Annotated in this window: 32 protein-coding genes; 31 read left to right on the plus strand and 1 reads right to left on the minus strand. The window is 65.1% G+C overall.

All coding sequences use genetic code 11. From position 1 onward, the window contains the following. The 31 genes from ACWGRX_RS25445 to ACWGRX_RS25595 form a co-directional block, all read left to right on the plus strand. On the plus strand, positions 1–303 hold a 303-nt coding region (locus ACWGRX_RS25445), incomplete at its 5' end, for an EF-Tu C-terminal domain-related protein (protein ID WP_452119837.1). 70 nt (positions 304–373) lie between these two features. Beyond that, entirely contained in the window at positions 374–682 is a 309-nt protein-coding gene (rpsJ, locus tag ACWGRX_RS25450; protein WP_043237115.1) for a 30S ribosomal protein S10, read from the plus strand. 70 nt (positions 683–752) lie between these two features. Next, the gene (gene rplC / locus ACWGRX_RS25455; RefSeq protein ID WP_291641580.1) at positions 753–1478 is read left to right on the plus strand and encodes a 50S ribosomal protein L3; all 726 of its coding nucleotides are present in this window, start codon (positions 753–755) and stop codon (positions 1476–1478) included. Beyond that, positions 1478–2098, plus strand: coding sequence for a 50S ribosomal protein L4 (gene rplD / locus ACWGRX_RS25460; RefSeq protein ID WP_291641578.1), 621 nt, complete (start codon positions 1478–1480; stop codon positions 2096–2098). The genes rplC and rplD overlap by 1 nt, the downstream gene beginning before the upstream one ends. Continuing rightward, positions 2095–2403 (plus strand): 50S ribosomal protein L23, encoded by a 309-nt coding sequence (locus tag ACWGRX_RS25465; RefSeq protein WP_291641576.1) that lies wholly within the window; start codon positions 2095–2097, stop codon positions 2401–2403. The genes rplD and ACWGRX_RS25465 overlap by 4 nt, the downstream gene beginning before the upstream one ends. 15 nt (positions 2404–2418) lie before the next feature. Then, positions 2419–3261 (plus strand): 50S ribosomal protein L2, encoded by an 843-nt coding sequence (gene rplB / locus ACWGRX_RS25470; protein ID WP_452119838.1) that lies wholly within the window; start codon positions 2419–2421, stop codon positions 3259–3261. Between the two features lie 8 nt (positions 3262–3269). Next, on the plus strand, positions 3270–3548 hold the full coding sequence (gene rpsS, locus ACWGRX_RS25475; protein WP_066480075.1) for a 30S ribosomal protein S19: 279 nt from the start codon (positions 3270–3272) through the stop codon (positions 3546–3548). Positions 3549–3551: 3 nt separating this feature from the next. Beyond that, complete coding sequence (gene rplV / locus ACWGRX_RS25480; RefSeq protein ID WP_066480071.1) at positions 3552–3935, plus strand: 50S ribosomal protein L22; 384 nt, start codon at positions 3552–3554, stop codon at positions 3933–3935. Between the two features lie 10 nt (positions 3936–3945). Next, a complete protein-coding gene (gene rpsC, locus ACWGRX_RS25485) occupies positions 3946–4662 on the plus strand; it encodes a 30S ribosomal protein S3 (RefSeq protein ID WP_291641570.1) in 717 nt (238 codons plus the stop codon). Between the two features lie 18 nt (positions 4663–4680). Then, a complete protein-coding gene (gene rplP / locus ACWGRX_RS25490; RefSeq protein WP_291641568.1) occupies positions 4681–5094 on the plus strand; it encodes a 50S ribosomal protein L16 in 414 nt (137 codons plus the stop codon). 10 nt (positions 5095–5104) lie between these two features. After that, entirely contained in the window at positions 5105–5317 is a 213-nt protein-coding gene (gene rpmC, locus ACWGRX_RS25495) for a 50S ribosomal protein L29 (RefSeq protein WP_291641566.1), read from the plus strand. 11 nt (positions 5318–5328) lie between these two features. Next, positions 5329–5571 (plus strand): 30S ribosomal protein S17, encoded by a 243-nt coding sequence (gene rpsQ, locus ACWGRX_RS25500; RefSeq protein ID WP_066480058.1) that lies wholly within the window; start codon positions 5329–5331, stop codon positions 5569–5571. 108 nt (positions 5572–5679) lie between these two features. Next, positions 5680–6048 (plus strand): 50S ribosomal protein L14, encoded by a 369-nt coding sequence (gene rplN / locus ACWGRX_RS25505; protein ID WP_066480057.1) that lies wholly within the window; start codon positions 5680–5682, stop codon positions 6046–6048. Continuing rightward, positions 6048–6365, plus strand: coding sequence for a 50S ribosomal protein L24 (gene rplX / locus ACWGRX_RS25510; protein ID WP_066480055.1), 318 nt, complete (start codon positions 6048–6050; stop codon positions 6363–6365). Before rplN ends, rplX begins: the two co-directional genes overlap by 1 nt. Further along, positions 6358–6924: a 50S ribosomal protein L5 gene (gene rplE / locus ACWGRX_RS25515; protein WP_291641560.1), complete on the plus strand. Its 567-nt coding sequence runs from the start codon at positions 6358–6360 to the stop codon at positions 6922–6924. Before rplX ends, rplE begins: the two co-directional genes overlap by 8 nt. Before the next feature lie 36 nt (positions 6925–6960). Further along, a complete protein-coding gene (rpsN, locus tag ACWGRX_RS25520) occupies positions 6961–7266 on the plus strand; it encodes a 30S ribosomal protein S14 (protein ID WP_110489257.1) in 306 nt (101 codons plus the stop codon). A 12-nt stretch (positions 7267–7278) separates the two neighbouring features. Next, on the plus strand, positions 7279–7677 hold the full coding sequence (rpsH, locus tag ACWGRX_RS25525; protein ID WP_291641555.1) for a 30S ribosomal protein S8: 399 nt from the start codon (positions 7279–7281) through the stop codon (positions 7675–7677). 35 nt (positions 7678–7712) lie between these two features. Beyond that, entirely contained in the window at positions 7713–8246 is a 534-nt protein-coding gene (gene rplF / locus ACWGRX_RS25530; RefSeq protein WP_452119839.1) for a 50S ribosomal protein L6, read from the plus strand. Between the two features lie 11 nt (positions 8247–8257). Further along, complete coding sequence (gene rplR, locus ACWGRX_RS25535) at positions 8258–8620, plus strand: 50S ribosomal protein L18 (protein ID WP_291641550.1); 363 nt, start codon at positions 8258–8260, stop codon at positions 8618–8620. 131 nt (positions 8621–8751) lie between these two features. Beyond that, a complete protein-coding gene (gene rpsE / locus ACWGRX_RS25540; protein ID WP_066480040.1) occupies positions 8752–9315 on the plus strand; it encodes a 30S ribosomal protein S5 in 564 nt (187 codons plus the stop codon). A 10-nt stretch (positions 9316–9325) separates the two neighbouring features. Further along, a complete protein-coding gene (gene rpmD / locus ACWGRX_RS25545) occupies positions 9326–9520 on the plus strand; it encodes a 50S ribosomal protein L30 (RefSeq protein ID WP_452119840.1) in 195 nt (64 codons plus the stop codon). Between the two features lie 12 nt (positions 9521–9532). Continuing rightward, positions 9533–10012, plus strand: a complete 480-nt coding sequence (gene rplO, locus ACWGRX_RS25550) for a 50S ribosomal protein L15 (RefSeq protein WP_291641544.1) — start codon at positions 9533–9535, stop codon at positions 10010–10012. Positions 10013–10105: 93 nt separating this feature from the next. Continuing rightward, entirely contained in the window at positions 10106–11443 is a 1338-nt protein-coding gene (gene secY / locus ACWGRX_RS25555) for a preprotein translocase subunit SecY (protein ID WP_452119841.1), read from the plus strand. After that, positions 11443–12024, plus strand: a complete 582-nt coding sequence (locus ACWGRX_RS25560; protein ID WP_452119842.1) for an adenylate kinase — start codon at positions 11443–11445, stop codon at positions 12022–12024. The genes secY and ACWGRX_RS25560 overlap by 1 nt, the downstream gene beginning before the upstream one ends. 71 nt (positions 12025–12095) lie before the next feature. After that, the gene (locus ACWGRX_RS25565; protein ID WP_452119843.1) at positions 12096–12392 is read left to right on the plus strand and encodes an alkylphosphonate utilization protein; all 297 of its coding nucleotides are present in this window, start codon (positions 12096–12098) and stop codon (positions 12390–12392) included. A 202-nt stretch (positions 12393–12594) separates the two neighbouring features. Continuing rightward, positions 12595–13791: an ABC transporter substrate-binding protein gene (locus tag ACWGRX_RS25570; protein WP_452119844.1), complete on the plus strand. Its 1197-nt coding sequence runs from the start codon at positions 12595–12597 to the stop codon at positions 13789–13791. 236 nt (positions 13792–14027) lie between these two features. Beyond that, positions 14028–14396, plus strand: a complete 369-nt coding sequence (rpsM, locus tag ACWGRX_RS25575; RefSeq protein WP_291641533.1) for a 30S ribosomal protein S13 — start codon at positions 14028–14030, stop codon at positions 14394–14396. Positions 14397–14569: 173 nt separating this feature from the next. Continuing rightward, positions 14570–14959 (plus strand): 30S ribosomal protein S11, encoded by a 390-nt coding sequence (gene rpsK, locus ACWGRX_RS25580; protein WP_291641531.1) that lies wholly within the window; start codon positions 14570–14572, stop codon positions 14957–14959. A gap of 91 nt (positions 14960–15050) precedes the next feature. After that, on the plus strand, positions 15051–16067 hold the full coding sequence (locus ACWGRX_RS25585) for a DNA-directed RNA polymerase subunit alpha (RefSeq protein WP_291641529.1): 1017 nt from the start codon (positions 15051–15053) through the stop codon (positions 16065–16067). A 116-nt stretch (positions 16068–16183) separates the two neighbouring features. Beyond that, positions 16184–16603: a 50S ribosomal protein L17 gene (gene rplQ, locus ACWGRX_RS25590; protein ID WP_291641527.1), complete on the plus strand. Its 420-nt coding sequence runs from the start codon at positions 16184–16186 to the stop codon at positions 16601–16603. 262 nt (positions 16604–16865) lie between these two features. Continuing rightward, complete coding sequence (locus tag ACWGRX_RS25595; protein ID WP_291650641.1) at positions 16866–18131, plus strand: Glu/Leu/Phe/Val family dehydrogenase; 1266 nt, start codon at positions 16866–16868, stop codon at positions 18129–18131. Positions 18132–18202: 71 nt separating this feature from the next. Here ACWGRX_RS25595 and ACWGRX_RS25600 read toward each other — a convergent pair whose 3' ends face one another. After that, positions 18203–18622 carry a BLUF domain-containing protein gene (locus ACWGRX_RS25600; RefSeq protein ID WP_452119845.1) on the minus strand — a complete coding sequence of 140 codons (420 nt, stop codon included), beginning with the start codon at positions 18620–18622 and terminating at the stop codon, positions 18203–18205. Positions 18623–18676 lie beyond the last annotated feature (54 nt).

Below are 18676 nucleotides of genomic sequence, written 5' to 3' on the forward strand. Positions count from 1 at the left end.
AAGCCGGGCTCGGTGAAGCCGCACACCAAGTTCAAGGCCGAGGCCTACATCCTGACCAAGGAAGAGGGCGGGCGCCACACCCCGTTCTTCACCAATTACCGCCCGCAGTTCTACTTCCGCACGACGGACGTGACCGGCGTGGTGCACCTGCCGGAAGGCACGGAGATGGTGATGCCGGGCGACAACATCTCGATGGAAGTGCACCTGATCGTGCCGATCGCGATGGAAGAGAAGCTGCGCTTCGCCATCCGTGAAGGCGGCCGCACCGTCGGTGCCGGCGTCGTCGCAACGATCCTCGCGTAACGCTGGCTGATCTGAGGGCGAAGGCCCTTTGCGGGCCTTCGCCTTTTCACGTCACGGAGATAACAAGACCATGAACGGTCAGAATATCCGGATCCGCCTCAAGGCGTTCGATCATCGCATCCTCGATGCTTCGACTCGCGAGATCGTCTCGACCGCGAAGCGGACTGGCGCCCAGGTTCGCGGCCCGATCCCGCTGCCGACGCTGATCGAGAAGTTCACCGTCAACCGCTCGCCGCACATCGACAAGAAGTCGCGCGAGCAGTTCGAGATGCGGACCCATAAGCGGGTTCTCGATATCGTCGACCCGACCCCGCAGACGGTCGACGCCCTCATGAAGCTCGATCTCGCCGCCGGCGTCGACGTCGAAATCAAGCTCTGATCCATCATCGGGTCCTCTGTTTCCGGGTGCTTTCCCGGATGGACATGACCCCAAGGGAAGGTGTGCACCGATGCGTTCCGGTGTGATTGCACAGAAAGTCGGGATGACCCGCATCTTCACCGATGCCGGCGAGCATATCCCGGTCACGGTGTTGAAGCTCGACAACTGCCAGGTTGTCGCGCATCGCACGGTCGAGAAGAACGGCTATGTCGCCGTGCAGCTCGGGTCGGGCTTGGCCAAGGTCAAGAACGTCTCGAAGGCGCAGCGTGGCCATTTCGCCGTCGCCAAGGTCGAGCCGAAGCAGAAGCTCGTCGAGTTCCGCGTCAGCAACGACGCGCTGATCCCGGTCGGCGCCGAGCTCACCGCCGACCATTTCGTCGTCGGCCAGTTCGTCGATGTCAGCGGCACCACCACCGGTAAGGGTTTCGCCGGCGGCATGAAGCGCTGGAACTTCGGTGGTCTGCGCGCCACGCACGGCGTCTCGATCTCGCATCGCTCGATCGGTTCGACCGGCGGTCGCCAGGATCCCGGCAAGACCTTCAAGAACAAGAAGATGCCCGGCCATATGGGTGTCGATCGCGTGACCACGCAGAACCTGCGCGTCGTCCAGACGGATGTCGAGCGCGGTCTGATCCTGGTCGAGGGCGCGGTCCCCGGCGTGGCTGGTGGCTGGATCCATGTCCGCGATGCGGTCAAGCGCGCTTTGCCGAAGGACGCTCCGCTTCCGGGCAAGTTCAAGGTCGCCGGTGGCGACGCCCAGGCTCCTGCGGCCGAGACGGTTGAGGAGAACGCGTGATGAAGCTCGATATCACCACTCTCGAAGGCGGTAACGCCGGTTCCGTCGAGCTTTCGGACGCGATCTTCGGCCTCGAGCCGCGCGCCGACCTGCTCGCCCGCATGGTTCGCTACCAGCTCGCCAAGCGTCGGGCCGGTACGCACAAGACCAAGGGCCGCTCGGAGATCGATCGCACCCGCAAGAAGATCTACAAGCAGAAGGGCACCGGCGGCGCTCGCCACGGCGCCGCTTCGGCCCCGCAGTTCCGCGGCGGCGGCAAGGCCTTCGGGCCGGTGGTGCGCGATCACGCGCACGACCTGCCGAAGAAGGTGAAGGCCTTGGCCCTGCGCCATGCGCTTTCGGCCAAGGCCAAGGATGCCGGCCTGATCATCATCGACGATGCGAAGCTCGCAGAGCCGAAGACCAAGATCCTGCTCGGCCATTTCAGCAAGCTCGACCTGTCGAGCGCGCTGGTGATCGGCGGCGCCGAGATCGATGCGAACTTCGGCCTGGCCGCGCGCTCGATCCCGAACGTCGACGTCCTGCCGGTTCAGGGTATCAACGTCTATGACATCCTGCGTCGCGACAAGCTCGTGTTGACGCGCTCGGCTGTCGATGCGCTGGAGGCGCGCTTCAAATGAGCCAGTCCAAGAACATGGATCCGCGGCACTACGACGTCATCGTCAGCCCGGTGATCACCGAGAAGGCGACCATGCTCTCCGAGCACAACAAGGTCGTTTTCGAGGTTGCCAAGACCGCGACGAAGCCGCAGATCAAGGCGGCGGTCGAGAAGCTGTTCGACGTCAAGGTGAAGAGCGTCAACACGCTGGTCACCGAGGGCAAGGTCAAGGTCTTCCGGGGCCGGCTCGGCCAGCGCTCGGACGTCAAGAAGGCGGTCGTGACCCTCGAAGAAGGTCACTCCATCGACGTGACCACGGGCCTGTAAGAGAGGATCGACAACATGGCTTTGAAGCATTTCAAGCCGGTCACGCCGAGCCTTCGCCAGCTCGTGATCGTCGACCGCAGCGAGCTCTACAAGGGCAAGCCCGTCAAGGCGCTGACCGAGGGCAAGTCGTCCTCGGGCGGCCGCAACAACAACGGCCGCATCACCGTCCGCTTCCGCGGCGGTGGCCACAAGCGCACGTTGCGCCTGATCGACTTCAAGCGTCGCGGCAAGGCCGGCATGCCGGCGACCGTGGAGCGGATCGAGTATGATCCGAACCGCAGCGCCTTCATCGCGCTGATCACCTATACCGACGGCGTCCAGTCCTACATCCTGGCGCCGCAGCGCCTGGCGGTCGGCGACACCGTGATCTCCGGCGACTCGGTCGACGTGAAGCCCGGCAACGCCGCCCCGATGGGCTCGCTGCCGATCGGCACGATCGTCCACAATGTCGAGCTGAAGATCGGCAAGGGCGGGGCGCTCGCGCGTTCGGCCGGCAACTACGCCCAGATCGTCGGTCGCGACCAGGGCTATGTCGTGGTTCGTCTGAACTCCGGCGAGCAGCGCCTGATCAGCGGCCAGTGCTATGCGACCGTCGGTGCGGTTTCGAACCCGGACCACATGAACACGAACGACGGCAAGGCAGGGCGCTCGCGCTGGCTGGGTCGCCGTCCGCACAACCGTGGCGTCTCGATGAACCCGGTCGACCACCCGCATGGCGGCGGTGAAGGCCGCACCTCGGGCGGCCGTCATCCGGTCACGCCCTGGGGTCTGCCGACCAAGGGTAAGAAGACCCGCTCGAACAAGCGGACCGACACCTTCATCGTGTCGAGCCGTCACGCCCGCAAGAAGAAGAACTGAGGTCCGTCATGGCGCGTTCGCTTTGGAAAGGTCCGTTTGTCGACGGATACCTTCTGAAAAAGGCCGAGGTCGCCCGTTCGGCGACCCGGCAGGAAGTCATCAAGATCTGGAGCCGCCGCTCCACGATCCTGCCGCAGTTCGTCGGTCTGACGTTCGGCGTCTACAACGGCCACAAGCATGTGCCGGTCGCCGTGTCCGAGGAGATGGTGGGTCACAAGTTCGGCGAGTTCTCGCCGACCCGCACCTTCCACGGCCACGCTGCCGACAAGAAGGCGAAGAGGAAGTAAGCCATGGGAAAGCCCTCCGCCCCCCGTGCGCTGCCTGAGAACGAGGCGGTTGCGGTTGCCCGCAACCTCCGCGTCTCCCCGCAGAAGCTGAATCTTCTCGCCCAGCTCATCCGTGGCAAGAAGGTCTCGACCGCGCTCGCCGATCTCGAGTTCTCGCGCAAGCGGATCTCGACCGATGTGCGCAAGTGCCTGCAGAGCGCGATCGCCAACGCCGAGAACAATCATGATCTCGACGTCGACGATCTCGTCGTCGCCCAGGCTTTCGTCGGCAAGGCGCTGGTCATGAAGCGCTTCCACGCCCGCGCCCGCGGCCGTGGCGCCCGCATCATGAAGCCCTTCGCCAACATCACGATCGTGGTGCGCGAAGTCCAGGCGGCCAAGGCCTGAGGAGAGAACGATGGGTCAGAAAATCAATCCGATCGGCCTTCGTCTCGGCATCAACCGGACCTGGGATTCGCGCTGGTTCGCCAACAAGGGCGAATATGGCAAGCTGCTCCACGAGGACATGGCGATCCGCGCCGCCCTCATGAAGCTGCTGAAGCAGGCCGCCGTCTCGAAGATCATCATCGAGCGCCCGCACAAGAAGTGCCGCGTCACCATCCACTCGGCTCGCCCGGGCGTGGTGATCGGCAAGAAGGGCGCCGACATCGAGAAGCTCCGCAAGGCGGTGATGAAGCTGACGAACGCCGACGTCACCATCAACATCGTCGAGGTGCGCAAGCCGGAGATCGACGCGACCCTGGTCGCCGACTCGATCGCCCAGCAGCTCGAGCGACGCGTCGCTTTCCGTCGCGCCATGAAGCGGGCCGTTCAGTCGGCCATGCGTCTGGGCGCCGAGGGCATCCGCATCAACTGCTCGGGCCGTCTCGGCGGGGCTGAGATCGCGCGCCTGGAATGGTATCGCGAAGGCCGCGTGCCGCTGCATACGCTGCGCGCCGATGTCGACTACGGTGTCGGCACCGCCTTCACGACCTACGGGACGTGCGGCATCAAGGTCTGGATCTTCAAGGGCGAGATCCTGGAACACGACCCGATGGCCCAGGACAAGCGCCTCTCGGACGAGGGCGGCCGCTCCGGTGGTGAGCGTCGCGAACGTCGCGAGCAGGCTGCGTAAGGCTGATCGAGAAGAGCCATGCTGCAACCAAAGCGCACTAAATTCCGTAAGCAGTTCAAGGGGCGCATCTCCGGCGCCGCCAAGGGCGGCACGGACCTCAACTTCGGCCAGTTCGGCCTGAAGGCGATGATGCCCGAGCGCATCACCGCCCGTCAGATCGAGGCTGCCCGTCGTGCCATCACTCGCGCCATGAAGCGCGCCGGCCGCGTCTGGATCCGCGTGTTCCCTGACGTGCCGGTTTCCAAGAAGCCGACCGAAGTCCGCATGGGTAAAGGCAAGGGCTCGCCCGAGTATTGGGCGGCCAAGGTCAAGCCGGGCCGGATCATGTTCGAGATCGACGGCGTCGCCGAGGACACCGCCCGCGAGGCGCTGCGTCTCGGGGCGGCCAAGCTCCCGATCAAGACCCGCTTCATCCAGCGCATCGCCGAGTAAGGAGGGCGACATGAAAGCAACGCAACGCCTTTCCGATCTCAAGGTGATGAGCACGGACCAGCTCCAGGAAGAGCTCCTGAAGCTCAAGAAGGAGCAGTTCAACCTGCGTTTCCAGCGCGCCACCGGCCAGCTCGAGAACACCTCGCGCGTCACCGAGGTCCGCAAGGAGATCGCCCGCATCAAGACGCTGCAGCGGTCCAAGACCGTCGCCGCGAGCGCCTGAGGAGTTAGACCATGCCGAAGCGCGTGCTGCAGGGCGTCGTCGTCAGCGACAAGCAGAACAAAACTGTTGTGGTTAAGGTGGAGCGGCGGTATACGCACCCGCTCCTCAAGAAGACGGTTCGCCGTTCGAAAAACTACCACGCCCACGATGAGGGCGAGGTGGCCAAGATCGGTGATCAGGTCTGGATCGAGGAATCCAAGCCCATCTCTAAGTTGAAGAGCTGGGTTGTGCTCGACGGCGCGCCGAAAGCGTAAAGTCATTTCGAGGCCAGGGGGCGATCGACCCCCGTCAGTCGTAGTCCGGGCGGAGCCTAAAGCTCTCGTCCGGAAACCGCGCTGATATGGAATGGAAGGATCAAGGCCATGATCCAGGTGCAGACGAATCTCGAGGTCGCCGACAATTCCGGCGCCCGCCGCGTGATGTGCATCAAGGTTCTCGGCGGCTCGAAGCGGCGCTATGCCCGCATCGGCGACATTATCGTGGTCTCCATCAAGGAAGCCATCCCGCGCGGCCGCGTGAAGAAGGGCGACGTCATGAAGGCTGTCGTCGTTCGCACGGCCAAGGACGTCAAGCGTCCGGACGGTTCGGTGATTCGGTTCGATCGCAATGCGGCCGTTCTGATCAACAACCAGAAGGAGCCTGTGGGCACCCGTATCTTCGGACCGGTTCCGCGCGAGCTGCGCGCCAAGAACCACATGAAGATCATTTCGCTCGCTCCTGAGGTGCTGTAATGGCTGCGAAAATCAAGAAGGGCGACAAGGTCGTCGTGCTCGCCGGCCGCGACAAGGGCAAGGATGGCGAAGTCCTCCAGGTCCTGCCGAAGGACGGCCGCGCCGTCGTGCGTGGCGTCAATCTGGTGAAGAAGCACACCAAGGCCACGGCGCAGTCCGAGGGCGGCATCATCAGCAAGGAAGCCACGATCGACCTGTCGAACCTGGCCGTCGCCGATCCGAAGGACGGCAAGCCGACCCGCGTCGGCTTCAAGGTGCTCGATGACGGCCGCAAGGTCCGTTTCGCCAAGCGTTCGGGGGATCTGATCGATGGCTGACAATCAGCAGGCGGCCCTGACGCCGCGTATGAAGAAGCACTATGAGGACGTTGTCCGCCCGGCCATGATCGCCGAGTTCGGCTACAAGAACGTCATGGAAGTGCCGACGATCGAGAAGATCGTCATCAATATGGGCGTTGGTGAAGCGACGGCCGACCGCAAGAAGGTCGACAACGCCGCCGGCGACCTCGCCCTGATCGCCGGTCAGCGGCCGGTCATCACAAAGTCCCGCCTCGCCATCGCCGGCTTCAAGCTGCGCGAGAACATGGCGGTGGGCTGCAAGGTCACGCTGCGCAAGACCAAGATGTTCGAGTTCGTCGACCGGCTCGTCACCATCGCCTTGCCGCGCGTGCGCGACTTCCGCGGTCTCAACCCGAAGTCGTTCGACGGGCGCGGCAATTTCGCGCTCGGGATCAAGGAGCACATCGTGTTTCCGGAGATCAACTACGACAAGGTCGACCAGGTCTGGGGTATGGACGTGATCGTCTGCACGACTGCGAAGTCGGACGACGAAGCTCGCGCCCTGCTCAAGCACTTCAACTTCCCGTTCCGGCAGTGAGCCGACCGGCTCATACGCGGAAACCAGGAGACATCGATGGCTAAGAAAAGCTCCGTCGAGAATAACAACCGCCGCAAGGCGCTCGTGAAGAAGTTCGCGGGCCGGCGCGCGCGGCTTCTCGCGATCGCCAATGACGAAAGCCAGTCCATGGACGAGCGCTTCCTCGCTCGCCTCAAGCTGGCCGAACTGCCCCGCAACTCCGCCGGCATTCGCGTGCGAAACCGTTGCGAAGTCACCGGCCGCCCGCGTGCGTTCTACCGCAAGCTGAAGATGTCGCGCGTTGCTTTGCGCGAGCTCGGCAACAAGGGGCTGGTTCCCGGCCTCGTCAAGTCGAGCTGGTGAGGAGGTAGCATCATGGCGATCATCGATCCGCTCGGAGATATGCTGACCCGCATCCGCAACGCTCAGTTGCGGCGCAAGTCGCGCGTCTCGACCCCTGGCTCGAAGCTGCGCGCCCGCGTGCTCGACGTGCTTCAGTCCGAGGGTTACATCCGCGGCTACACCCAGACCGAGTTCGGCAATGGCCGGACCGAGTTCGACATCGAGCTGAAGTACCATGAGGGCCAGCCGGTCATCCGGTCGATCTCTCGGGTCTCGAAGCCCGGCCGCCGTGTCTACTCTTCGGTCGAGACGATGCCGCGCGTGGCCGATGGCCTCGGCGTCACCATCATCTCGACGCCGAAGGGTGTCATGCCCGATCACCTTGCCCGCGAGCAGAACGTGGGCGGCGAAGTGCTCTGCAAGGTCTTCTGACCTTTCAGGCACGGCTGCTCATCAGGAGAAATCCAATGTCTCGTATCGGTAAGAGGCCGGTTCTGGTCCCCGCTGGCGTCACCGCCAACGTTTCCGGCCAGTTGGTCAAGATCAAGGGTTCGAAGGGCGAGATGTCCTTCGAGGTTCCCGACGACGTCTCGGTCGCGCTGGAGAACGGCACCATCGCCGTCCAGCCGCGTTCGCAGAGCAAGCGCGCCCGCTCGCTCTGGGGCACTTCGCGTGCCCGCATCAACAACCTGGTCATCGGCACCACTGCGGGCTTCGAGAAGAAGCTTGAGATCAACGGCGTCGGTTACAAGGCTGCGGTTGCCGGCAAGGTTCTGAAGCTGTCGCTCGGCTTCAGCCACGACGTCGACTACACGATCCCGGAAGGCGTCACGATCACGACGCCGAAGCCGACGGAAATCGTCGTCGCCGGCATCGACAAGCAGGTCGTCGGCCAGACCGCCGCGGAGATCCGCGAGTATCGTGGCCCCGAGCCCTATAAGGGCAAGGGCGTCAAGTACGCTGGCGAGTTCATCTTCCGCAAGGAAGGCAAGAAGAAGTAAGGACGGCAGGGATGAGCAAGCAGACAGTTGCGACTGCGCGCCGCAAGGCCCGCGTCCGCCGCGCGATCAAGGCGGTTGCCAATGGTCGCGCCCGCCTGTCGGTGCACCGCACTGGCAAGCAGATCTACGCCCAGATCATCGACGACGGGAAGGGCGTGACGCTAGCTTCCGCCTCGTCGCTGGACAAGGACATCCGCGGCGACATCAAGTCGGGCGCGAATGTCGTGGCGGCTGCGCAGATCGGCAAGATCATTGCCGAGCGTGCGCTCAAGGCCGGCGTCAAGGAAGTGGTCTTCGACCGCGGTTCTTATATGTATCACGGCCGCGTCAAGGCGCTGGCCGATGCCGCTCGCGAAGGCGGGCTGAGCTTCTGACGTTCAGGAATTGCGGTGCGCGGGGAACCCGGTGGGTTCTCCGCGCACCGCATTGTAGTGGCTGCCCCATCCGGGGCGCTCGAGCGAGCGGCGGGGTCCCTGGCCCTGGTCCGCGCAAGTAAGAGGATGACATGGCGAGAGAACCTCGTGACCGTCAGGATCGCGAAGAGCGCGATTCCGAATTCGTGGACCGTCTGGTCCACATCAACCGCGTCGCCAAGGTGGTGAAGGGCGGGCGTCGCTTCGGCTTCGCAGCGCTCGTCGTCGTCGGCGACCAGAAGGGCCGCGTCGGCTTCGGCCACGGCAAGGCCCGTGAAGTTCCCGAGGCGATCCGCAAGGCCACGGAAGCCGCCAAGCGCGGTCTCGTCCGTATCCCGCTGCGCGAGGGCCGCACCCTGCATCACGACGTCCACGGCCGCCACGGCGCCGGCAAGGTCGTGCTGCGCGCTGCCCCGGCCGGTACCGGCATCATCGCCGGCGGCCCGATGCGCGCCGTCTTCGAGGCGGTCGGCATGCAGGACGTCGTGTCGAAGTCGCTCGGCTCTTCGAACCCCTACAACCTCGTGCGCGCCACCTTCGACGCGCTGAAGAACGAGGACAGCCCGCGCAGCGTCGCCGCCCGGCGTTCGCTGAAGGTCTCGGCCCTGCAGACGCGTCGTCGCGATGCCGGCACCGATGCCGCGGCCGAAGCGTGAGGAGGGTTCTATGGCAAAGCCCGAGAAGACCCTCACCGTCGAGCAGATCGGTAGCCCGATCCGCCGCGACGCGTCGCAGCGCCAGACCCTGATCGGTCTCGGCCTGAACAAGATCCGCCGCCAGTCGACCCTGCAGGACACGCCGGCCGTGCGTGGCATGGTCGAGAAGGTCAAGCACCTCGTCCGCGTCGTCGACGCGAAGTGAGGAGGGGCGAACATGAAACTCACTGATATCCGTGACAACGCCGGTGCCGCCAAGTCGCGCATCCGCGTCGGCCGTGGCATTGGCTCCGGCAAGGGCAAGACCGGCGGGCGTGGCGTCAAGGGCCAGACCTCCCGCGCTGGTGTTGCGATCAACGGCTTCGAGGGCGGCCAGATGCCGCTTTATCGGCGCCTGCCGAAGCGCGGCTTCCACAACCTGTTCGCCCGCGAGCTGAACGAGGTCAATCTCGGCCGGATCCAGCAGGCGGTCGAGGCCGGCAAGCTGGATGCCAAGGGTGCCGTCACGCTCGAGGCGCTCGTCGCCGCCGGCGTGATCACCAAGGCTGCGCGCGACGGCGTCAAGATCCTCGGCGTGGGCGAGCTCAAGACCAAGCTCGCCTTCGAGGTCGCCGGTGCGTCGAAGTCCGCCGTCGAGGCGATCGAGAAGGCCGGCGGTTCGGTCAAGATCCTGACGGCCGCCGCTTCACAGGCGTGATCGCTACGCTTACATGACTGAACGCGAACGGCGGCCGGGCCTGAAGCCCTGGCCGCCGTTCGACTGTCTGACTATCACCGAAGGACCGGACGCATGGCATCGGCGGCTGAACAGCTTGCTTCAAACCTGAATTTCGCCGCGTTCGCCAAGGCGGACGAACTGAAGAAGCGAATCTGGTTCACCCTGGGCGCGCTGATCGTCTTCCGGCTCGGTACTTACATTCCGCTGCCCGGCATGAACCCGGACGCGGTCGCCGATCTCTTCAAGCAGACCCAGCAGGGTGTGCTCGGCATGTTCAACATGTTCTCGGGCGGCGCCGTCGGCCGTCTGGCGATCTTCGCCCTGAACATCATGCCCTACATCTCGGCCTCGATCATCGTGCAGTTGCTCTCCAGCGTGGTGCCGAGCTTCGAAGCGCTGAAGAAGGAAGGCGAGGCGGGTCGCAAGATCCTCAATCAGTACACCCGCTATCTGACCCTGGTGCTGGCGCTGTTCCAGGCCTGGGCGATCGCGGTCGGCCTGCAAGGCTCGGGCAATCTCGTCCTGGAGCCGGGGCCGTTCTTCCTGGTCTCGACCACCATCACCCTGGTCGGCGGCACGATGTTCCTGCTCTGGCTCGGCGAGCAGATCACCAGCCGCGGCATCGGCAACGGCACGTCGATCATCATCTTCGGCGGCATCATCGCCGAGTTCCCGGCGCAGCTGGCGCAGACCCTCGAACTCGGCCGCCAGGGCGCGATCTCGACCGGCCTGCTGCTCGGCGTGATGGTCATGGCGGTCGTCGTCATCGCCTTCGTCGTGTTCATCGAGCGCGCCCAGCGCCGGCTGCTGATCAACTATCCGAAGCGCCAGGTCGGCAACCGCATGTATGAGGGCCAGACCTCGTTCCTGCCGCTGAAGCTCAACACCGCCGGCGTGATTCCGCCGATCTTCGCCTCGTCGCTGCTGCTGCTGCCGACGACGATCGCGAGCTTCTCGCAGGCTTCGGGCGGAACGGGCGCGCTGGCGACGATCGCCACCTATCTCGCCCATGGCCGGCCGCTGTTCATGATTCTCTATGCGGCGCTGATCATCTTCTTCTGCTTCTTCTACACCGCGATCGTGTTCAATCCGGTCGAGACGGCGGACAACCTCAAGAAGCATGGCGGCTTCATGCCGGGCATCCGCCCGGGCGAGCGCACCGCGGAGCATATCGACCGCGTGCTGACGCGCATCACCGTGCTCGGCGCCGGCTATTTGACTATCGTCTGCTTGATCCCGGAGATGATGATCTCCTATGCCCAGATTCCGATCATCCTCTTGGGCGGCACTTCGCTGCTCATCGTGGTGACGACGACGATGGATACCGTGGCGCAGGTCCACGGGCATCTGCTGGCCCATCAGTATGAAGGGCTGGTCAAGAAGGCGAAGCTGCGGGGGGCAAAGCGCTGATGAGACTGATCTTCCTGGGGCCGCCAGGGGCGGGGAAGGGCACTCAGGCGGTACGCATCGTCGAGAAGCACGGCATTCCGCAGCTCTCGACGGGCGACATGCTGCGGGCTGCGGTCGCGGCCGGAACGCCGGTCGGCGTCAAGGCCAAGGCGGTGATGGATGCCGGCGGGCTGGTCTCCGACGAGATCGTCATCGGCATCGTCGCCGATCGGATCGAGGAGGCGGACGCCAAGAAGGGCTTCATCCTGGACGGGTTTCCGCGGACGCTGGCCCAGGCCGAGGCGCTCGACGAGATGCTGGCCTCCAAGGGGCTGAAGCTCGACAAGGTGCTGGAGCTCAAGGTCGACCAGAGCAAGCTCGTCGACCGGATCGTGCGGCGCGCCGAAGAGGCGAAGGCCGCCGGCCAGCCGGTGCGCAAGGACGACGATCCCGAGGTCTTCAAGACAAGGCTGCAGGCCTATAACCGCGACACTGCGGTGGTCGCGCCCTATTACGAGAAGCGTGGCCAGCTGACCGCGATCGACGGCATGCAGCCGATCGACAATGTGACATCGGCGATCGAGAAGGCGCTGGGGGGCTGAGAGCCTCGCGCAGGTTCAAGTTCACAAGCCGCGCGGTGCTCGCCGCGCGGCTTTTTCAATGGAGTGGAATGATGGCCGACGACGATTACGTCTATGACGAGGCGACCGGCGAATGGCGCCCGGCTTCGGAGCTGGCGGCTGCCGCCGCGGCGGTGCCGGAGGTGCGCGACGCGTCCGGCAACGTCCTCGCCGATGGCGACTCGGTGACGCTGATCAAGGACCTCAAGGTCAAGGGCGCGAACCAGACGCTGAAGCAGGGCACGGTGATCCGCTCGATCCGGCTGACGGGCAATCCCGAGGAGATCGACTGCCGCTATGAGGGTATCAAGGGCCTCGTCCTGCGCACGGAGTTCGTCCGCAAGCGGTGAGGCGTCGGGCTCCGCAAATCAGGGTTGTGCGGATTTGCGGCAGCGCGGGCACGGTTTCGCGCTCCGCTGAGGCAATTGACACATCTCCTTCCGGAAACTGAACTCGGCACAGGCCCATGAAGGCCGAGACACGGACCGGCGACAGTCGAGCGCGGTGGCGATCCGCCATCGCCGGCGGGCCGGCCGGAGACGGGAGGACTGCATGAAACGGGTTGCTTGCCTTGTGGCGGCTGCGCTGCTGGCGGCCGCATCGACCGCGCGCGCACAGGATGCGGTCAAGATCGGCGTTCTCAACGATCAGTCGGGAAATTATGCCGAATTCGGCGGGCTCGGCTCGGTCGAGGCGGCGAAGCTGGCGATCGAAGATTTCGGCGGCTCGGTGCTGGGCAAGCCGATCGAGATCGTCGCCGCCGATCACCAGAACAAGCCCGACATCGCGGCGGGCCTCGCCCGGCGCTGGTATGATGTCGACGGCGTCACCGCGATCGCCGACCTGACCAATTCGGCGGTCGCGCTCGCGGTCGCCGGCATCGCCAAGGAGCGGCAGAAGGTCACGCTCTACAACGGGCCGGCGACGACGCGCCTCTTCAACGAGGACTGTTCGGCGACCGGCTTCATGTGGACCTTCGACACCGCGACCTCCGCCAAGGGCACGGCGCTGTCGATCCTGCGCGAGGGCGGGGACAGCTGGTACATCATCGCCGCCGACTATGCCTTCGGCCATCAGCTCACGGCCGATATCGAGAGGATCGTCGCGGCCAATGGCGGCAAGACGCTCGGCACCGTCAGGGCGCCGCTCTCGACGCCGGACTTCTCGTCCTTCCTGCTGCAGGCGCAGGCCTCCAAGGCCAAGATCGTCGCCTTCGCCAATGCCGGTACCGACACGATCAACTCGATCAAGCAGGCCGGCGAATTCGGCCTGGTCGACGGCGGCCAGAAGCTCGCAGCCATGGTCGTGGTGCTGAGCGACGTGCACGGGCTCGGCCTCGACAAGGCCAAGGGGCTGATCACCACCACCGCCTATTATCACGATGCCGACAAGCCGAGCCGCGACTGGGCCGATCGCTATATGGCGCGGACCAAGAAGATGCCGGGCATGATCCAGGCCAGCGTCTATTCCTCGGTGCTGCACTATCTCAAGGCGGTGAAGGCGGCCGGCACCGCCGCCGGCCCGGCCGTCGCGGCCAAGATGCGGGAGCTGCCGGTCGAGGATTTCTACGCGCCGGGCGCGAAGATCCGCGAGGATGGCCGGCTGCTGAACGACATGCTGCTGGTCGAGGCCAAGGCTCCCTCCGCCTCCAAGGCGCCCTGGGACTATTTCAAGGTCGTCCGCAAGATCCCGGCCTCCGAGATCATCGCGCCGCTCTCCGAGAGCAAGTGCAACCTCGTGAAGAAGTGAGGGCTGGGTACCCGCCCAGGGCTCCGGTCCGGCTTGACAGCCCGGGCCGGAGCGACTAACAGCCGGCCATCCGGTTTCATAGAGCGATGCCGACGCCTTCGCGAGAAGGGGCGGTGTCGCATTCTCGCATGGAACGGATTCAACGCCTCGCAGGGGCCGGCCTCCACCGGACGCGGGGTTCTTTCAATCGTCGCGAACGCCATCGGGCATCGCGGCCGACATGGAGAGGTGAAGCCATGGCTCGTATTGCGGGCGTCAACATTCCAACCGGCAAGCGCGTCGTCATCGCGCTGCAGTACATTCACGGCATCGGCGCCGCCAAGGCGCAGGAGATCTGCGAGAAGGTCGGTATCGTGGCCGAGCGCCGCGTCAACCAGCTGACCGACGCCGAGGTGCTGCAAATCCGCGAGACGATCGACCGCGACTACCTCGTCGAGGGCGATCTGCGCCGCGAAGTCACCATGAACATCAAGCGTCTGATGGACCTCGGCTGCTATCGCGGCCTGCGTCATCGCCGCTCGCTGCCGGTGCGCGGTCAGCGTACCCATACCAACGCCCGCACCCGCAAGGGCAAGGCGAAGCCGATCGCCGGCAAGAAGAAGTAACGTTCGGCCGAGCCGAACGTCATGGCCGGGCTCGACCCGGCCATCTCGTGACGAGGTCGCCACGCTGCGCCTCTCCGGCCGGAGATGCCCGGGTCAAGCCCGGGCATGACGGCCGAAAGTTCTCTCCCCAGCGCCTGGCATGACGGGCGCGCCTGAAGGATGAAAGAAAGACCATGGCCAAGGAAGCCCAGCGCATTCGTCGTCGCGAGCGCAAGAACATCGTCTCCGGCGTCGCGCATGTGAACGCCTCGTTCAACAACACCATGATCACCATCACCGACGCGCAGGGCAACACGATCTCGTGGTCGTCGGCTGGCACGATGGGCTTCAAGGGCTCGCGCAAGTCGACCCCCTATGCCGCCCAGATCGCGGCCGAGGATGCCGCCCGCAAGGCTGCCGAGCATGGCATGCGTACCCTTGAGGTCGAGGTCACCGGTCCCGGTTCGGGCCGCGAGTCGGCGCTGCGTGCGCTGCAGGCCGCCGGCTTCACCGTCACCTCGATCCGTGACGTGACCCCGATCCCGCACAATGGCTGCCGGCCGCGCAAGCGTCGCCGCGTCTGAGCCGCGGATCGGATTGCGGCACCCGCAAGGGCGGGTGCCGGTACGGGGCGGCCCGCCGTCGCCATTGCATTGAAGCACCAGGAGTGCGGTCGTGATCAGCAAGAACTGGCAGGATTTGTCCAAGCCGAACAAGCTCGAAGTGAAGGTCGGGGACGACCCGAAGCGTCAAGCCACCGTGATCGCGCGCCCGCTGGAGCGCGGCTTCGGCATGACGCTCGGCAACGCCCTGCGCCGCGTGCTGCTCTCCTCGCTCCAGGGTGCGGCGGTCACCGCCGTCCAGATCGACGGCGTGCTGCATGAGTTCTCTTCGATCCCGGGCGTTCGCGAGGACGTCACCGACATCGTCCTCAACATCAAGGCCATCGCGCTGAAGATGCAGGGCGAGGGGCCGAAGCGCATGACCCTGCGCAAGACCGGTCCGGGCGTCGTCACCGCCGGCGACATCAACACCGTCGGCGACGTGTCGATCCTGAACCCCGAGCTGGCGCTCTGCACGCTGGACGACGGCGCCGAGATCCGCATGGAGTTCACGGTCAACACCGGCAAGGGCTATGTCCCGGCCGAGCAGAACCGTCCCGAGGACGCGCCGATCGGCCTGATCCCGGTCGATAGCCTGTACTCGCCGGTCAAGAAGGTCTCCTATCGCGTCGAGAACACCCGCGAGGGCCAGAACCTCGACCGCGACATGCTGACCATGGCGATCGAGACCAATGGCTCGGTCTCGCCGGAGGACGCGCTGGCGCTCGCCGCCCGCATCCTGCAGGACCAGCTCGCCGTGTTCATCACCTTCGAGGAGCCGCGCAAGGAAGAGGCCGTCTCGACCGCGCCGCAGCTGCCTTTCAACCCGGCGCTGCTCAAGAAGGTCGACGAGCTCGAGCTTTCGGTGCGTTCGGCGAACTGCCTGAAGAACGACAACATCGTCTATATCGGCGACCTCATCCAGAAGTCGGAGGGCGAGATGCTGCGCACCCCGAACTTCGGCCGCAAGTCGCTGAACGAGATCAAGGAAGTGCTCGCCACCATGGGCCTGCATCTCGGCATGGACGTCACCGGCTGGCCGCCGGAGAACATCGAAGAGCTGGCGAAGCGCTTCGAAGAGCACTACTGAGAGTTCAACAAGGCGCAGGCCCGGGCCTGCGCCTTTCGGCACGGCGCATTCCGCGCCGGAGCATAAGGGACGGCCGTTCCGTGGCACGGCGGCCGTAAGCAACGAAGGAGCCAATCATGCGTCACGGTTTTCGCGGTCGTCGTTTCAACCGCTCGGCTGAGCATCGCAAGGCGATGTTCGCCAACATGGCTCAGGCCCTGATCAAGCACGAGCAGATCACCACCACTTTGCCGAAGGCCAAGGACCTGCGTCCGGTCGTCGAGAAGCTGGTGACCCTCGGCAAGCGCGGCGACCTGCATGCCCGCCGCCAGGCGATCGCGCAGATCAAGGACGTCGCCCTGGTCGGCAAGCTCTTCGAGGTGCTCGGCCCGCGCTACAAGGAGCGCAATGGCGGCTATCTGCGCATCATGAAGGCGGGCTTCCGCTTCGGCGACAACGCCCCGCTCGCGGTGATCGAGTTCGTCGATCGCGACGTCGAGGCCAAGGGCAAGGATTCCGGCCCGGTCTTCACGGCAGAGGACGAGCAGGCCGCCTGAGGCCGGCAATCACGATTTTCGAAAGGGCGGCCTCCGGGCCGCCCTTTTTCGTTGCGCCGCAACAAAAAGACCGGAATGGGGCGGCTGAGAGCGCGGGCTTCGCAGATTATGCGGTCCTGGGCGGCGATCGGGGCGCTTTCGGGTGCGGCGGGTCGTCGCTGCCGCATTTTTGTATGGTTCGAACTGCGTGGTTCGCCCTTGTACCCGCCGTGCCTTCTGATTATGCGATTGCCTCTTCCTCGCTCACGTACAGGAAACTTCGATGTCCGAAGACAGCCTCCTCGACCATGCGCTCGTCCGACTGGATGATGCGGCCCGGCATCTCAATATCGACCCGGACGTGATCGAGAAGCTGAAATTCGCACGCGAGACGACCAAAGCGCGGCTGATGATCCGCATGGATGACGGCTCGCGGAAGTCCTTCCTGGCCTGGCGCTGCCGCTATGACGACACGCGCGGTCCGACCAAGGGCGGCATCCGCTTCCACCCGTCCTCGACCATAGACGAGGTCGAGACGCTGGCCTTCTGGATGACCTTCAAATGCGCCGTGATGAACCTGCCCTATGGCGGCGGCAAGGGCGCGGTCCAGGTCGACCCGCGGCAACTGTCGAAGGCTGAGCTGGAGCGCTTGGCGCGCGCCTATATCCAGGCCTTCGCGCGCATCATCGGCCCCGATCGCGACATCCCGGCGCCTGACGTCTACACCAACGCCATGATCATGGGCTGGATGGCCGACGAATACGCGCAGATCGTCGGTCAGGCCGAGCCGGCCGTGATCACCGGCAAGCCGATCGCGCTCGGTGGCTCGCTCGGCCGCAACGATGCGACGGCGCGCGGCGGCTATTACCTGGTGCGGCATCTCGCCGGTGAACTCGGCCTCGGCGACGGCATGCGCGTCGCGGTGCAGGGCTTCGGCAATGCCGGCCAGTTCATCGCGCGCCTGCTCGACGGCGACGGGCACAAGATCGTCGCCGTCTCGGATTCGGAAGGCGCCGTATTCGCGCCGAACGGGCTCGATATCGGGGCGCTGCTCTCGGCCAAGGCGAGCGGCAAGTCGGTGCTCTCCACCGTCGGAGCCCATGGCCACGAAGCGCTTTCCGCGGATGCGCTGATCGGCGTCGATTGCGATCTTCTGGTCCCGGCGGCGCTGGAGAACATGATCCACGAGGACAATGCCGCGCAGGTCAAGGCGCGCATCGTCCTCGAACTCGCCAACGGGCCGATCACCAGCGAGGCCGATGCCATTCTCGACGAGCGCGGCGTGATCGTCCTGCCGGACATCCTCGCCAATGCCGGCGGCGTCACCGTCTCCTATTTCGAGTGGGTGCAGAACCGCCAGGGCTTCTACTGGCCGCTCGAGGAGATCCATGACCGGCTGCGCACGATCATGGAGCGCGAGGGCAGGGCGATCTGGGGCGTCTCGAAGGATAAGGGCGTCTCGATGCGCACCGCCGCCTATGTGCATGCGCTGAGCCGTCTGGCGGAGGCGATCGAGGCTCATGGCACGCAGAGCTTCTTCGTGACCTGAGCCCTGCCCAGCAGGCGATAACCATTGGAAGGGGCGGCCTTTGCCGCCCCTTTTTCATGTCGGGACAGGGCTTACCGGATCTGGCTGGCGAGTTCGCCGGCAAGAGCGAGCAGGGTGTCGGCCGGCTGGACGTAGAGATCGGCCTCCGGCGTCACGCCATAGAGCGAGAAGATGAAGTCGTTGGTCTCGTCCTGCTCGGAGAAGGCCATCGACCAGTCGGCGAAGCCGCGCCGCTCGATCGGCTCCCGGGCCAACAGGCGCGGATTGGCGTGGCGCGGATCGACCACGATGCGGCCATAGGTTTCGGCGACATTCTCCGCCTCGCCCTCGAGAACCTGCGCGAAGGCGCCGGGTGTCGCCAGGAGAAAACCGGTTACATGATTGTCGGCATTGAGCCGCTGCGCCGTCGCGAGCATCCGGGCGAGTTCCATACGACGATTGACCTCGACGAGGCGGCTTTCGCTGGCATAAACAAGGCGCACGAGGCTCACGAAGCCGGTCCTTTTTCGTCAGGCTGGCCGGCAGGTCGTGCCGGGGCGGCCGGG

The sequence above is a fragment of the Allobosea sp. NPDC055594 genome (assembly GCF_053618995.1).

Excerpts from the sequence above, each read along its gene's own strand:
- rpsM (WP_291641533.1), top strand. The coding sequence starts at position 14,028 with ATGGCTCGTATTGCGGGCGTCAACATTCCAACCGGCAAGCGCGTCGTC.
- rplF (WP_452119839.1), top strand. The coding sequence starts at position 7,713 with ATGTCTCGTATCGGTAAGAGGCCGGTTCTGGTCCCCGCTGGCGTCACC.
- rpsJ (WP_043237115.1), top strand. The coding sequence starts at position 374 with ATGAACGGTCAGAATATCCGGATCCGCCTCAAGGCGTTCGATCATCGC.
- rpmC (WP_291641566.1), top strand. The coding sequence starts at position 5,105 with ATGAAAGCAACGCAACGCCTTTCCGATCTCAAGGTGATGAGCACGGAC.
- secY (WP_452119841.1), top strand. The coding sequence starts at position 10,106 with ATGGCATCGGCGGCTGAACAGCTTGCTTCAAACCTGAATTTCGCCGCG.
- rpsK (WP_291641531.1), top strand. The coding sequence starts at position 14,570 with ATGGCCAAGGAAGCCCAGCGCATTCGTCGTCGCGAGCGCAAGAACATC.
- ACWGRX_RS25565 (WP_452119843.1), top strand. The coding sequence starts at position 12,096 with ATGGCCGACGACGATTACGTCTATGACGAGGCGACCGGCGAATGGCGC.
- rpsN (WP_110489257.1), top strand. The coding sequence starts at position 6,961 with ATGGCTAAGAAAAGCTCCGTCGAGAATAACAACCGCCGCAAGGCGCTC.
- rpsS (WP_066480075.1), top strand. The coding sequence starts at position 3,270 with ATGGCGCGTTCGCTTTGGAAAGGTCCGTTTGTCGACGGATACCTTCTG.
- ACWGRX_RS25465 (WP_291641576.1), top strand. The coding sequence starts at position 2,095 with ATGAGCCAGTCCAAGAACATGGATCCGCGGCACTACGACGTCATCGTC.
- ACWGRX_RS25595 (WP_291650641.1), top strand. The coding sequence starts at position 16,866 with ATGTCCGAAGACAGCCTCCTCGACCATGCGCTCGTCCGACTGGATGAT.
- rplB (WP_452119838.1), top strand. The coding sequence starts at position 2,419 with ATGGCTTTGAAGCATTTCAAGCCGGTCACGCCGAGCCTTCGCCAGCTC.
- rplO (WP_291641544.1), top strand. The coding sequence starts at position 9,533 with ATGAAACTCACTGATATCCGTGACAACGCCGGTGCCGCCAAGTCGCGC.
- rpsC (WP_291641570.1), top strand. The coding sequence starts at position 3,946 with ATGGGTCAGAAAATCAATCCGATCGGCCTTCGTCTCGGCATCAACCGG.
- rplV (WP_066480071.1), top strand. The coding sequence starts at position 3,552 with ATGGGAAAGCCCTCCGCCCCCCGTGCGCTGCCTGAGAACGAGGCGGTT.
- rplQ (WP_291641527.1), top strand. The coding sequence starts at position 16,184 with ATGCGTCACGGTTTTCGCGGTCGTCGTTTCAACCGCTCGGCTGAGCAT.
- rplX (WP_066480055.1), top strand. The coding sequence starts at position 6,048 with ATGGCTGCGAAAATCAAGAAGGGCGACAAGGTCGTCGTGCTCGCCGGC.
- rplE (WP_291641560.1), top strand. The coding sequence starts at position 6,358 with ATGGCTGACAATCAGCAGGCGGCCCTGACGCCGCGTATGAAGAAGCAC.
- rpmD (WP_452119840.1), top strand. The coding sequence starts at position 9,326 with ATGGCAAAGCCCGAGAAGACCCTCACCGTCGAGCAGATCGGTAGCCCG.
- rplN (WP_066480057.1), top strand. The coding sequence starts at position 5,680 with ATGATCCAGGTGCAGACGAATCTCGAGGTCGCCGACAATTCCGGCGCC.
- rplD (WP_291641578.1), top strand. The coding sequence starts at position 1,478 with ATGAAGCTCGATATCACCACTCTCGAAGGCGGTAACGCCGGTTCCGTC.
- rpsH (WP_291641555.1), top strand. The coding sequence starts at position 7,279 with ATGGCGATCATCGATCCGCTCGGAGATATGCTGACCCGCATCCGCAAC.
- rplR (WP_291641550.1), top strand. The coding sequence starts at position 8,258 with ATGAGCAAGCAGACAGTTGCGACTGCGCGCCGCAAGGCCCGCGTCCGC.
- rpsQ (WP_066480058.1), top strand. The coding sequence starts at position 5,329 with ATGCCGAAGCGCGTGCTGCAGGGCGTCGTCGTCAGCGACAAGCAGAAC.
- rplC (WP_291641580.1), top strand. The coding sequence starts at position 753 with ATGCGTTCCGGTGTGATTGCACAGAAAGTCGGGATGACCCGCATCTTC.
- ACWGRX_RS25560 (WP_452119842.1), top strand. The coding sequence starts at position 11,443 with ATGAGACTGATCTTCCTGGGGCCGCCAGGGGCGGGGAAGGGCACTCAG.
- ACWGRX_RS25570 (WP_452119844.1), top strand. The coding sequence starts at position 12,595 with ATGAAACGGGTTGCTTGCCTTGTGGCGGCTGCGCTGCTGGCGGCCGCA.
- rpsE (WP_066480040.1), top strand. The coding sequence starts at position 8,752 with ATGGCGAGAGAACCTCGTGACCGTCAGGATCGCGAAGAGCGCGATTCC.
- rplP (WP_291641568.1), top strand. The coding sequence starts at position 4,681 with ATGCTGCAACCAAAGCGCACTAAATTCCGTAAGCAGTTCAAGGGGCGC.